Below are 12,689 nucleotides of genomic sequence, written 5' to 3'. Positions count from 1 at the left end.
CCAGTTCACGCATCACACGCGCTCGATCGCGATCGCGATGCCTTGGCCGACGCCGATACACATCGTGCACAGCGCGAAGCGGCCCTGCGTGCGCTGCAGCTGATACGTCGCGGTCGTCACCAGACGCGCGCCGCTCATGCCGAGCGGGTGGCCGAGCGCAATCGCGCCGCCGTTCGGGTTCACGCGGGGATCGTCGTCGGCGACGCCGAGGGCGCGCAGCACCGCGATACCTTGCGAGGCGAACGCTTCGTTCAGTTCGATCACGTCGAACTGATCGATCGTCATGCCCAGACGCGCGAGCAGCTTCTGCGTGGCGGGTGCCGGGCCGATGCCCATCACGCGCGGCTCGACGCCGGCGGTGGCCACGCCGAGCACGCGGGCGCGCGGCGTGAGGCCGAAGCGCTTCGCGGTCTCTTCATTGGCAAGCAGCAACGCCGCCGCGCCGTCGTTCACGCCCGATGCGTTACCGGCCGTAACCGTGCCGTCCGGACGCACGACGCCCTTCAGCTTCGCGAGCGTTTCGAGGCTCGTTTCGCGCGGATGCTCGTCCTGCATGACCGTGGTCGGATCGCCCTTCTTCTGCGCGATCGTCACCCCGACGATCTCCTGCGCAAGCGTGCCGTCGCGTTGCGCGCGCGCCGCCTTCTGCTGGCTGCGCAGCGCGAATGCGTCCTGGTCGGCGCGGCTGATGTTGTAGTCGGTCGCGACGTTTTCGCCGGTTTCCGGCATCGAGTCGACGCCGTACAGCTTCTTCATCAGCGGATTCACGAAACGCCAGCCGATCGTCGTGTCGTAGACCTCGTTCTGACGCGAGAACGCGCTGGTCGCCTTGGGCATCACGAACGGCGCGCGGCTCATGCTTTCGACGCCACCGGCAATCATCAGCGCGGCCTCGCCCGACTTGATCGCGCGCGCGGCGATGCCGACCGCATCCATGCCCGAGCCGCACAGACGGTTGACCGTCGAGCCCGGCACGTCCTTCGGCAGACCCGCGAGCAGCAGCGACATGCGCGCGACGTTGCGGTTGTCGTCACCGGCCTGGTTGGCGCAGCCGTAGATGAGGTCGTCGATCGCGGTCCAGTCGACGTTCGTGTTGCGCTCCATCAGCGCCTTGAGCGGCACCGCGCCCAGGTCGTCGGCGCGCACCGACGACAGCGAACCCGCATAGCGGCCAATGGGGGTGCGAATCGCGTCGCACAGGAATGCTTCGGTCATGGGATGTCTCCAGTTGAGATGCTGCGTGCGCTGCGCCTCGGCCGGCCTTGCACCGATGACGCCGGTTCGATGCGCCGAGGCATCGGCCCGAGGGCCAACGGCCGCGGACGGGAGGCTGCAAAACGGCGGCGGCGCGGCGGCCGTCACGTCGGACCAGCTTAGCGCAGGATCGTGAACGATGGGCTTGGGATTGACGACCGATGCGGCTGCCGCCCCTTCTTCGCCCTGCCTCATGTTCTATACACGAACACAAGGTCATATATCGAACAAAACAGCCTCGATAATAGGCGGGGGCGCGAAAGCATGTCAAGCACGGCCGCAGCCGTGCCAAGCGACACCAGGGAATACGCGGAGGGGGTGATCTTCAGCGAACTTCGATTCCTTCATCGGCGATGTAGCCGCGAATCACGTCCGCGAAACTGTGCTCGGTCGCGAGCCCGAGCCGTTCGGCGCGCGACGTATCCCACGCGCCAGGCCAGCTGCCGACGATCTTCTCGATGCGCTCGTCGGGCTGCCGCACAATGCGGTTCGCGACCGCCTCGCCCGCGACCTCGCGCAGTGCCGCGATCATCTCGTCGACGCTGACCGACAAGCCAGGCAGGTTCAGCACGCGTTGCTTGCCAAGCGCGGCGCCATCGAGTTCGAGGCCGGCGATAAGACTCTCGATCGCCTTGCGCGGCGACAGCAACCACAGCCGCGTCGAACCGGCGACCGGACACACGGCCTCCTCGCCATTGAGCGGCTCGCGGACGATGCCGCTTGCGAACGACGACGCCGCCGCATTCGGCCGCCCCGGCCGCACGCTGATGGTCGGCAGCCGCAGCACGCGGCCGTCGACGAAACCGCGCCGCGAATAATCGTTGAGCAGCAGCTCCGCGATCGCCTTCTGCGCGCCGTACGACGACTGCGGATTGAGCGCGGTGTCGTCCTGCACGACCGCAGGCAGATCGCCACCGTAGACCGCGACCGAACTGGTGAACACGACGCGCGGTTGGTGCCCGCGCTGCCGGCAGATTTCGAGCAGCAGCCGCGACGCATCGAGATTGATGCGCATGCCGAGATCGAAGTCCGCCTCGGCCTGGCCGCTGACGATCGCAGCGAGATGAAAGATCGCCGAGGTTTGATCGTCGATCACGCGTTCGAGCACGCTGCGCTCCCCGATATCGCCGACTTCGGTGCGCACGCGCGCATCGCCGAAATCGTGTGCGCGCACGACGTCGAGCAACACGAGCCCGGTAATCGCTTCCGGCGTGCCGTGCGCAGCTTTCAGTGCGCCGCGCGCGAGCAGCTCGCGCGCGAGACGCTGGCCGAGAAAACCGGCACCGCCGGTGATCAGTACTTTCATGGTTACGTGTGCGTCAGTGGTTGTCGGAAAGAGTCAACGCCCCGCATCGAGATAAGGCTTCAGCCAGCCAAGCCCCGCCGAGGTTCCCGCGCGCGGCCGGTATTCGCAGCCGATGTAGCCGTCGTAGCCGAGCGCATCGATCAGATCGAACAGGTACGGGTAGTTCAGCTCACCGATGTCGGGCTCGTGCCGCTCGGGCACACCCGCAACCTGGATGTGACCGATGCCGGCCATATCGCGTTTGAGCTTCATCGCGAGATCGCCCTCGACGATCTGGCAGTGATAGCAATCGAACTGCACCTTCAGATTCGGCGCGCCGACTTCGGCGCAGATCGCTTGCGCGTCGTCCTGTCGATTGAGGAAATAGCCGGGCATGTCGCGCGTATTGATCGGCTCGATGACGACCGTGATCTGTTCGGCTTGCGCGGTCCGCGCGGCATAGGCGAGGTTGTTCAGGTACACGTCGCGTTGTGTTTTGCGCTGCGTTTCGCCCGCTTGATCGCCGGCGATCAACCCCGCCATCACATGCAGCTTGCGATTGCCGAGCACGCGCGCGTACTCGAGTGCCGTGTCGATGCCGCGGCGGAACTCGTCCTCACGGCCCGGCAACGACGCAAGGCCGCGCTCGCCGCCGCTCCAGTCGCCGGGTGGCGCATTGAACAGCGCCTGCGTAAGGCCATGCGCGTCGAGCCGCGCCTTCAGCTCGCCCGGGCGGAACTCGTAGGGAAACAGGAATTCGACCGCGTTGAAGCCGTCGCGCGCGGCGGCGGCGAAACGATCGAGGAACGCGTGCTCGTTGTACATCATCGACAGATTGGCGGCGAAGCGAGGCATGGTGGCAACTCCTTCAAGACAGTGCGATACGGTGCGCGGCGTTCATCGGCAATGCGCGCTGCTACCAGCGCGCGCCGAACGCGGTACGGAGTTCTTCGATCGCGGCGGCGTCGAGCGGCGCGGGCCGCGGATTCGTCATCAGCCACAGGCGCGCGGTCTCCTCGAGTTCTTCGAGCGCATACGACGCGTGCGCGACCGAGCGCTCCCACACTACCGGCCCCAGACGTTCGAGCAACACCGCGCGCACCCGATCGGCCAGCGCAGCGATCTGCGCGGCCACTCGGGGATCACCCGGGCGTTCGTAGCGAATCAGCGGTACGTGGCCCACTTTCATCACGTAGTACGGTGTGATCGGCGGCAGCACGTCCGCTTCGCTCCACACGCCCGCGAGCGTCAACGCGACCAGATGCGTCGAATGGGTATGGACGATGCCGCGCGCCTCGCCGTTGCGCGCATAGATACCGCGATGCAGCGCCAGCGTTTTCGACGGTTTGCCGCCCGACACCGCGTGGCCGTTTGCGTCGACCTTCGCGATGTCGGCGGGATCGAGGCGGCCGAGGCACGCGTCGGTCGGGGTGATCAGCCAGCCGTCGTCGAGCCGCGCGCTGATGTTGCCGGCGCTGCCGACCGTATAGCCGCGCTGATACAGGCTCGCGCCGACCGCGCAGATTTCCTCGCGAACGCGCGCTTCGGCGCAGGTGTGAAGTGCCGGTGCGTCGCTCATTGCGCGGCTCCGTCGAGATGGCGCAGGGCCTTGTCGAAGAAGTCCGTGGCGCCGAAATTGCCGGATTTCAGCGCGAGTGCGAGCGGCTCGGCGCCGGTCGTCGCCGTGGCCGGCACGCCCGGATCGATCTGCGCGCCGATGCGCAGCATGCGCACGTCGAGCGCCTGCACGACGGCGCCCGAAGTCTCGCCGCCCGCGACGACGAACTTGCGCACACCCCGTTCGCGCAGACCGCGCGCAATCGCCGCCAACGTCTTCTCGACCAGCTGCCCGGCCTCGTTGACGCCGAGTTCGCGCTGCACGGCCTGCACTTCGTCGGGCGATGCGGTCGCATAGACCAGCACCGGTTCCGCGTGCACGAAGCGCTGTTGTGCGAACGCGAGCGCCTCGCCGACGACGTCCTCGCCGCGCGCCGCCGCGAGCGGATCGATGCGGAACGCGGGCCGTGTCGCGCACCAGGCGGCGACCTGCGCGTTGGTCGCCGTCGACGCACTGCCCGCGAGCACCGCCGACAAACCTTCTATACGCGGCAATTGCGCGGCATGGGTTTGCTCGCCGAGCAGACCCGCGCGCCGGAAGTTGGCGGGCAAACCAAGCGCGACGCCGGAGCCGCCGGTGATCAGCGCGAGATCCGCGCAGGCCGCGCCGAGCGTGTGCAGATCGGCGTCGGACACCGCATCGGCAATCGCGATGCGCACGCCGTCGGCGCGCAACGCGGCGAACGCGGCACGCACGGCCGCATCGCCTTGCGCGAGCTGGTCGTAACGCACGAGCCCGACCTTCGATTGCGTTTGCCGCCGCAGCACGCGCACGAGGTTCGCGTCGCGCATCGGCGTCAGCGGATGGTTTTCCATGCCCGACTCGTTGAGCAGCGCATCGCCGACGAACAGATGACCGCGAAAAATCGTGCGGCCGTTCTCGGGAAACGCGGGACACGCGATCGTGAACGACGCGCGCTCAACGAACTCGGTGGACAGCGCATTCAGCAACGCATCGGTCACCGGGCCGAGGTTGCCCGCATCGGTCGAATCGAAGGTCGAGCAGTACTTGAAGAAGAATTGCCGGCACCCTTGCGCGCGCAGCCAGGCGAGCGCGGCCAGCGATTGCGCGACCGCGTCGGCGGCCGGGATAGTGCGCGACTTCAGCGCGACGACGAGCGCGTCGGCGCCAAGCGCTGCGTTGGAGGTGGGCACGCCGATCGTCTGCACCGTGCGCATGCCACCGCGCACGAGCATGTTGGCGAGATCGGTGGCGCCGGTGAAGTCGTCGGCGATGCAGCCGAGCAGCGCGGGTTTCGTTTGAGCCGTCATGATCTCTCCCTCGCCTATTGCTTCGTCGGCAATTCGATGGCTGGGAAAATCTTCACGACCGCCGAGTCGTCTTCGCCACCGTGGCCCGCCGTCGACGCCATCATGAACATCTGATGCGCTGCCGCCGACAGCGGCAGCGGAAACTTCGTGCGACGCGCGGTATCGAGCACGAGGCCGAGGTCCTTGACGAAAATATCGACCGCCGACAGCGGCGTGTAGTCGCCCGCGAGAATATGCGGCACGCGGTTCTCGAACATCCACGAATTGCCCGCGCTGTGTGTGATCACGTCGTACAGCGCGTGCGGGTCGACACCTTCGCGCAGGCCGAGCGCCATTGCCTCGGCGGCCACCGCGATATGCACGCCGGCCAGCAGCTGGTTGATGATCTTCACCTTCGAGCCTGCGCCATGCGTGGCGCCAAGCCGATACACGTTGCCGGCGATCGCGGCGAGCACGTCTTCGCACGCGGCATAAGCGGCCGCGGGACCGGACGTCATCATCGTCATCTCGCCCGACGCCGCGCGCGCCGCGCCGCCCGACACCGGCGCGTCGAGCATCTGCAGACCGGCCGCCTCGACGCGCTTGCCGAGATCGCTCGCGAACTCCGGCGCGACCGTGGCACTCGCGATCACGACGCCGCCCGGCTTCATGGCCGCGAGCGCGCCGTGCTCACCGAACAGCACGGTCTCGGTTTGCGCCGCATTCACGACCAGCGTGATCACGACCTCGCACTGCGCGCCGAGCTCCGCGGGCGTCGCACAGCCGATGCCCCCTTCATCGACGAACGCCTGCAGCGCGTCGCGCCGCAAGTCGCACGCGTGGACCCTGAAGCCCGCGCGCAACAGCGAGCGCGCGACGCCGAGCCCCATGGCCCCCAAGCCAATGACACCGACATTTCTCGACATGCATGACCTCTATGGATGGGTGCCGCATTCGTGGGTTCGCGCGCGTCGGAATCACCGCGCGCCTTCAGCGCGTCAGACGATGCCCGCCTCGGCAAGCCGCCGCGCCGCGTTGTACAGATGCGTCTGCGCGGCATTGCGCGCCGCCATCGGATCGCCGGCGCGAATCGCCGCGGCGATCGCCGCATGCTCCTCGCGCACCTGCCGCGAGAAGTCCTCGCGCAGCGCCTCGTTGCGGCGCGTGACGACCGTGCCCGCTTCGAGGTACTGATTGAGGAACGTCAGCGTCTTCAGGAAATATGGATTGCCCGTAGCCGCCGCGATCGCGCGATGAAACGCGACGTCTTCGGCGACGCCGTCTTCGCCGTTGCCGACCGCGCGCTCGATGCGCGCGAGCGCGGCGTCGATCGCGGCCATGTCGGCATCGCTGCGGCGCATCGCGGCTTCCGACGCGACCTCCGCCTCGATCGCGCGACGCAGCGCGAGGATTTGCACGACCGAGCCCGGCTCCACGGCTTCCGCGTAGTCGATTCGCAGCGGGCGAATCGCGCCGTGCCCGGCGACGAACACGCCACTGCCCTGGCGCGGCTCGACCACCCCCTCGTTCTTCAGTCGCGACAGCGCCTCGCGAATCACCGTGCGGCTTACGCCGAACTGTTGCGCGAGCACGGCTTCGGTCGGCAGCCTGGCGCCGCGCGCGAAGGTGCCCTTGTCGATCTGCTTCAGCAGTTGCTGCGCGACTGTGTCGCTCAAAGCGCGCGCGGGAATCTTGTCGAACATGGCGGATCGGTTGGACAGGGTGTCGCGAATTAGTCAGGTTATCGGGTCATCATACAAATTTGGAGTGGGAATCGCATTCACGCAAACCCTGGGGTTTTTGCACAAATCGGCGTTATTTGGCGAAATAGAAGGCTTAAGCTATCGTCTCGCCTTTGCGCCGCAACGCAAAACGCGGCGCCGCATCGAAACGAACGCGCGTCGCGCGTCCTTCGCGCGCACTCTTCCGAACCCACGATCAAGGTCCATGAGCAAAGCCCTGCCGCCGTCTTCCGTCGCGCCCGCCAACGCCGAACCGGCCCCGGAGAAACCGGGCGACTCGTACGTGCAGTCGTTCGCGCGCGGCCTCGCGGTCATCCGCGCGTTTGACGCGACGCGGCCTGAACAGACGCTCACCGACGTCGCCGCGGCGACTGGCCTCACGCGCGCCGGCGCGCGCCGGATCCTGCTGACGCTGCAAACACTCGGCTATGTGGAAGCCGAGGGACGCCTGTTTCGTCTGACGCCGAAGATTCTCGACCTCGGCTTCGCGTATCTGACCTCGATGCCGTTCTGGAATCTCGCCGAACCGGTGATGGAAAGCCTGTCGGCGCAGGTGCACGAAAGCTGCTCCGCGGCCGTGCTCGATCGCACCGAGATCGTCTACGTGCTGCGCGTGCCGACTCACAAGATCATGACGATCAACCTGTCGATCGGCAGCCGCCTGCCCGCGTACTGCACGTCGATGGGCCGCGTGCTGCTTGCCTCGCTCGACGACGAGACGCTCGACGCGACGCTGAACTCGACGCCGCTCTACGCGCACACGCCGCGCACCGTCACCGACAAGCAAGAGTTGAAGAAGCTGATCGAGCAGGTGCGTCGCCAAGGGTGGGCGATCGTCGATCAGGAGCTCGAAGGCGGCTTGATTTCGCTGTCCGCGCCGATTCGCAATCGCCAGGGCCGCGTGATCGCCGCGATGAACATCAGCGGCAACGCACAGCGCAATTCGGCCAAACAGATGGTGAAGGCGTTCCTGGAACCGCTGCAGCGAGCCGCGCAGACAGTCTCGGAGATGGTCGCGCGGCGCGGCTAATGAACGTTTCGCGGCTCCGGCCGCGCGGTGATGAGCTTCCGGGCGCGCACGCCTCGTGCGCGCCGCGGCGTGTGCATCAAGCGCTCACTGCGCGAGATAGCGCTCCACCAGCCGTGCCCAGAACGCCGCGCCGATCGGCAGACTGCGGTCGTTGAAGTCGTAGTGCGGGTTGTGCACCATGCAACCGTCCTCGCCGACGCCATTGCCGATGCGCAGGAACGTGCCCGGCCGCTTCTGCAGCATGAATGCGAAGTCCTCGCTGCCCATCAGGATGTCGGTCTGCTCGACCACCTTGTCGTCGCCCACCAGTTCGCGCGCGACCTGCACCGCGAAATCCGTTTCGGCATCCGTATTGATGACGACCGGATAGCCTTCGATGTACTCGACGTGCGCTTTGCCGCCATAGCTCGCGGCCTGCGACTCGGCCAGTTCGGTGATGCGCTTCTTCAGCAACGCGCGCACCTCGGGGCTGAACGAGCGCACGCTGAGCTCGAGCCGCGCGCTGCTGGAAATCACGTTGTTCGCGGTGCCCGCGTGGATCGAGCCGACCGTCACCACGGCCGGCTGCGACGGATCGACGTTGCGTGCGACGATCGTTTGCAGCGCCATCACGATGCTCGCGGCGACCACGACCGGATCGACGGTCAGATGCGGACGCGCCGCATGGCCGCCGACGCCTTCGATCGTGATGATCGCCTTGTCGCCCGCCGACATGAACGGTCCCTTGCGGAACAGCAACACGCCCGGCTCGGCTCCCGGATGGTTGTGCAGGCCGAACACGGCGTCGCACGGGAAGCGCTCGAACAGGCCGTCGTCGATCATCTTCAGCGCACCGCTGTCGATGCCGCTTTCCTCGGCCGGCTGGAAATACAAATGCACGGTGCCCGAGAAATTGCGCGTCGCCGCGAGACGTTGCGCGGCGCCGAGCAGGATCGTGGTGTGACCGTCGTGGCCGCACGCGTGCATCTTGCCGTGGGTGCCGCTCGCGTACGGCAGGCCGGTCTGTTCGATGATCGGCAACGCGTCCATGTCTGCGCGAATGCCGATGCTGCGCTTGCCGTCACCCTCTTGCAGCGTGCCGACCACGCCGGTCTTGCCGACCCCACGCGTGACCTGCCAGCCCCACTGTTCGAGTTTTTCCGCGACGAGCGCCGCGGTCTGCACTTCCTCGTACGCGAGTTCCGGTTGGTGGTGAATGTGATGGCGAATCTCGCGCAGGCTCGCGGCGGCGGGTTCCAGATCGGACACTTCGGTCAAACGCGGGGTCTCGTTCATAGTTTGTATGGCTCCAGTGAGTAGCCTCGCACTATAGCCACGCCGTTTTGTTCGAATAAGATGCTATTTTTTTCACCCTGATTAACAGGTCTTATATACGGGGTTACCCTTATGAAGCTGCAGCAGTTGCAGGCCTTCGTCGCCGCCGCGCATCACCGCAGTCTGCGCGCCGCCGCGCGTGAGCTTGGCGTCACGCAGCCGGCCGTCACGCATACGATTCGCGAGCTGGAAAGCGCGCTCAACGCCGAGCTGATGGTGCGCAGCGTGCGCGGCATCGAGCTGACCGCGTGCGGGCTCGCGCTGTTGCCGCGCGCCGAGCAGTTGCTCGGCGACATGCGCCGCACGGTCGAGGCCGTCGAGCAGGTCAAGGGCGAACTGGCCGGCAAGGTCAGCGTCGGCACGATGCCATCGCTGGCGCTGACGGTACTGCCGCATGCGGTGTCGAGCTTTCGCGAGCGGATGCCGCTCGTGAGTCTGCATCTGGAGGAAGTGACGGTGCCCGACGCGCTCGCGCGTCTGCGCAACGGCGCGCTCGATCTCGCGGCGATCCATCACGTTCTGGCATTGGATAACGATCTGGTGCAGGTGCCGCTGTACTCGACGCAGTTCGTCGTCACGATGCGCGCTGGCCATCCGCTCGCGAACGTCACGCGTCTGTCCGAGCTGCTCGACGCCGAGTGGATCGTCACGGTGGGCGCCGACCACTTCCCGCACAGCGTGATGATGGCGATGTTCAGCGCGCACGGCTTGCCGGTACCGAAGCGCTTGCTGCGCGCGCCGTCGTCGTTTGCAGTCACGCTCGGGCTCGTGTCGCAGACCGACGTGATCAGTTGCTTCACGCGGCCGCTTGCGCAGAGGGTCGCGCCGCTCGGCATTCGCGTCGCACAGATCGAAGACGCGCTGCCGAACTACGATCTGAGCATCATCTCGCGACGCGATCTGCTGCCGACGCCGGCCGTGCAGCAGTTCGTCGCATGTTTGCGGCAGGTGACGCGGGAGCGGATGGGAGCCGTGCAGTAAGGCCGCGTGCTTGCGCTACGCGCTCACCTGCTCCTTGAGCACCGTGATCAATGCGTGCCCCGCTTCTTCGAGCGCGCCGGAGTTGTCGATCGTCGTGCAGCGCACGCCGGCCGGCAACGCAAACGGCGCGCGCCGCGCGAGCCGCGCCGCGACCTGCTCCGACGATTCGCGCGCCCGCGCGCCGAGCCGTGCTTCGAGAATATGCGGCGCGGCGCTCACGTGCACCACTTCCGCGCGTGGATAGCGCGCGAGCGCATGCTGCAGGTACTGCCGCGAGCCGTTGACGACCACCGTGCAGCCGCGCGCGAGCCACGCATCGAGTTCGATGCCGATGCCATAGCGCAGCGAATGGCTCGACCATTCGAGCGCGAACAGGCCAAGCACCGAGCGCGCGGCGAACTCCTCGACGCTTAGTGCAACATGCACCTCGCCATTGCCGCTCGGCCGCGTGATGTAACGATGCGCGAATACGAGCGGCTCCCCGGCGAGCCGCATGCGCGCGAACTGCAGCAGCGAATCCTTGCCCGCGCCCGACGGCCCCATCACATAGATCAAACGCCCAGTCATTGGCTGCTCACCTCGTCTTGCTGCTTGTTCGTGCGATCGCCAGGTTGCGCGCCGTGGCTGAACGGCAGCGGCTGCCAAAGCACGAACGGCTCGCCCGGCGCCGGCTCGACGAACAGCGCGGCCTGATCGACAGCGAGCGGCCCGAGCGCGGGCGTGCGCTCCCGCCACCATGCGAGCAGCGTCGCGCGCTCGTCGGCATCGGCGAGCGAACTGGACAACGTCATGTGAAAACGGAACTCGTCGAACACGTACGGATAGCCCCATTGCAACAGCAACGCACGTTGGCGTTCGCTGAGCGGCGCGGCGAGCCGTCGCTCGAGATCGGCCGCCGACGGCCGCGCGCACAGCCCGTCGAGCGACTGCAGCGCGTTCGACGCGAGTTCGCGAATGCGCGTCTCGCCATCTGCATCGGCCGGTCGCAACGCGACGAAGTCGCCCAGCGTGGCCGCTTCTACCGGCAACGTGAACGGCCGCTGCGCGAGCGCCCAGGCTCGCGCGGCCGCGAGCACGTCGGGCTGCGTGACGCCGGCGCCGAGCCGGAACGGGGCGACCAGCGTGCCATGCCAGCCGTAGCGGCGCGGCGCGTCGGTCAACGCGGCGAGCGGGCGCGTCAGGCTTGGCGGCTGCGGCTGCGCGCGGCGCTCGCCGCTGTGCGCATCGCGGCCGAGCCATGTCGAGCCGGCCTGCCACCACGCCGATTCAACCGACGGCGCGTAGTACAGCGCAAAGCGCGCTTCGGCACTCCATGCGGGGCCGCTCACAGGTCATGCTCCACGAGCAGTTGCACGCGATCGGCCGCGAAATGCGTGAAGCCGTATTTGACCGGCGTGCCCTGCAGATCGACGTCGACGTTCTCGACCCACAGCACCGGCTGCTGACGGTTGATGTTGAGCCGCCGCGCGACTTCCGGCTCGGGCAGCACGCTGCCGATGCGGCTCCACTTGCGCAGATAATCGTCCACGCCGAATTCGGCCAGCGCTTTCGTCGTGCCGCCGAGGCGTTGCACGACCTCCGGCAAATCCGGAAAACGCGCGGCCGGATACCAGCTGCGCGCGTACGTGAGCGGCACGCCGTCCGACGCGTTCAGCGATTCGATGCGATAGACCGCCGCGCCCGCGCGCAGACCCAACGCCTTCGCGACACTGGGCTCGGCCTTCACGCGCGCGGCCGACAGCATCGTGCCCGCGGGCGAGTGATGTTGTTGACGCAGGTTCTCGGTGAAACGCGTACGGCGGCCGATCGAATAGTCGATCGCGCCGGGCTGCACGAACGTGCCACGCCCCTGCTCGACGCTGACGAGGCCGAGCGCGGCGAGGCCGAGCATCGCGCGGCGCACCGTGTGACGGTTGACGTCGAAGCGCTTCGCCAGCTCACCCTCGCTCGGCAGCCGCCCTTCTTCCCCGAACCCGCTTGCCGTGATCTCTGCGGCGAGAATCTGTTCGATCTGTCTCCAGACGGCCACGCCCGCGCCGCGTTCGAGCGTCGTGGCCGGCGCCGCGCTGTCGTTCGATGTCATGGTGCTGTCATTCCCTTCGGTTCAAATGATCGCCATGACGTGCATTGTAGTGCGCGAGCCGTGATGAAAATATGAACGTCCGCCGCGCACAACAGTCCAGACAACTATGCTTATAAACGTCTAGACGTTTAG

13 protein-coding genes are annotated in these 12,689 nt (G+C 67.1%); 2 read left to right on the top strand and 11 right to left on the bottom strand.

The genetic code is table 11. The annotated features are described in order from the left end of the window. Positions 1 to 12: 12 nt before the first annotated feature. The 7 genes from pcaF to OKW30_RS27915 all read right to left on the bottom strand — a co-directional run bounded on the left by pcaF (position 13) and on the right by OKW30_RS27915 (position 7,110). Positions 13 to 1,215, bottom strand: a complete 1,203-nt coding sequence (gene pcaF / locus OKW30_RS27945; protein ID WP_429348202.1) for a 3-oxoadipyl-CoA thiolase — start codon at positions 1,213 to 1,215, stop codon at positions 13 to 15. A gap of 364 nt (positions 1,216 to 1,579) precedes the next feature. Then, entirely contained in the window at positions 1,580 to 2,560 is a 981-nt protein-coding gene (gene denD / locus OKW30_RS27940) for a D-erythronate dehydrogenase (RefSeq protein ID WP_429348201.1), read from the bottom strand. 33 nt (positions 2,561 to 2,593) lie between these two features. Continuing rightward, on the bottom strand, positions 2,594 to 3,394 hold the full coding sequence (gene otnI / locus OKW30_RS27935) for a 2-oxo-tetronate isomerase (protein WP_429290885.1): 801 nt from the start codon (positions 3,392 to 3,394) through the stop codon (positions 2,594 to 2,596). A gap of 61 nt (positions 3,395 to 3,455) precedes the next feature. Further along, the gene (locus OKW30_RS27930) at positions 3,456 to 4,118 is read right to left on the bottom strand and encodes an aldolase (protein WP_429348200.1); all 663 of its coding nucleotides are present in this window, start codon (positions 4,116 to 4,118) and stop codon (positions 3,456 to 3,458) included. Next, positions 4,115 to 5,428 (bottom strand): 3-oxo-tetronate kinase, encoded by a 1,314-nt coding sequence (gene otnK, locus OKW30_RS27925; protein WP_429348199.1) that lies wholly within the window; start codon positions 5,426 to 5,428, stop codon positions 4,115 to 4,117. The genes OKW30_RS27930 and otnK overlap by 4 nt, the downstream gene beginning before the upstream one ends. 14 nt (positions 5,429 to 5,442) lie before the next feature. Then, positions 5,443 to 6,333, bottom strand: a complete 891-nt coding sequence (gene ltnD, locus OKW30_RS27920; RefSeq protein ID WP_187629610.1) for an L-threonate dehydrogenase — start codon at positions 6,331 to 6,333, stop codon at positions 5,443 to 5,445. A 72-nt stretch (positions 6,334 to 6,405) separates the two neighbouring features. Then, positions 6,406 to 7,110, bottom strand: coding sequence for a FadR/GntR family transcriptional regulator (locus tag OKW30_RS27915; RefSeq protein ID WP_184073348.1), 705 nt, complete (start codon positions 7,108 to 7,110; stop codon positions 6,406 to 6,408). 244 nt (positions 7,111 to 7,354) lie between these two features. On the opposite strand from OKW30_RS27915, the gene OKW30_RS27910 reads away from it, so the two are divergent. Further along, positions 7,355 to 8,179 (top strand): IclR family transcriptional regulator, encoded by an 825-nt coding sequence (locus OKW30_RS27910; RefSeq protein ID WP_018424811.1) that lies wholly within the window; start codon positions 7,355 to 7,357, stop codon positions 8,177 to 8,179. An 84-nt stretch (positions 8,180 to 8,263) separates the two neighbouring features. Here OKW30_RS27910 and OKW30_RS27905 read toward each other — a convergent pair whose 3' ends face one another. Continuing rightward, the gene (locus OKW30_RS27905; protein ID WP_429348198.1) at positions 8,264 to 9,454 is read right to left on the bottom strand and encodes a M20 aminoacylase family protein; all 1,191 of its coding nucleotides are present in this window, start codon (positions 9,452 to 9,454) and stop codon (positions 8,264 to 8,266) included. Between the two features lie 111 nt (positions 9,455 to 9,565). Between OKW30_RS27905 and OKW30_RS27900 the strand changes: the two genes are divergently transcribed. Next, positions 9,566 to 10,474 carry a LysR family transcriptional regulator gene (locus tag OKW30_RS27900; protein WP_184039306.1) on the top strand — a complete coding sequence of 303 codons (909 nt, stop codon included), beginning with the start codon at positions 9,566 to 9,568 and terminating at the stop codon, positions 10,472 to 10,474. Positions 10,475 to 10,489: 15 nt separating this feature from the next. Here the strand turns inward: OKW30_RS27900 and phnN are convergent, their stop codons facing one another. From phnN to phnF, 3 genes are read right to left on the bottom strand one after another with little or no spacing between them, the layout of a single operon-like run. Then, complete coding sequence (gene phnN / locus OKW30_RS27895; protein ID WP_090809526.1) at positions 10,490 to 11,041, bottom strand: phosphonate metabolism protein/1,5-bisphosphokinase (PRPP-forming) PhnN; 552 nt, start codon at positions 11,039 to 11,041, stop codon at positions 10,490 to 10,492. Beyond that, complete coding sequence (locus tag OKW30_RS27890) at positions 11,038 to 11,802, bottom strand: DUF1045 domain-containing protein (protein ID WP_429348197.1); 765 nt, start codon at positions 11,800 to 11,802, stop codon at positions 11,038 to 11,040. The genes phnN and OKW30_RS27890 overlap by 4 nt, the downstream gene beginning before the upstream one ends. Then, complete coding sequence (gene phnF / locus OKW30_RS27885; RefSeq protein WP_184039300.1) at positions 11,799 to 12,557, bottom strand: phosphonate metabolism transcriptional regulator PhnF; 759 nt, start codon at positions 12,555 to 12,557, stop codon at positions 11,799 to 11,801. The genes OKW30_RS27890 and phnF overlap by 4 nt, the downstream gene beginning before the upstream one ends. Between the last annotated feature and the right edge of the window lie 132 nt (positions 12,558 to 12,689).

The sequence above is a fragment of the Paraburkholderia sp. Clong3 genome (genome assembly GCF_050436485.1).
Taxonomy (GTDB): domain Bacteria; phylum Pseudomonadota; class Gammaproteobacteria; order Burkholderiales; family Burkholderiaceae; genus Paraburkholderia; species Paraburkholderia tuberum.
This window is presented reverse-complemented; position numbering and strand designations above follow the sequence as displayed.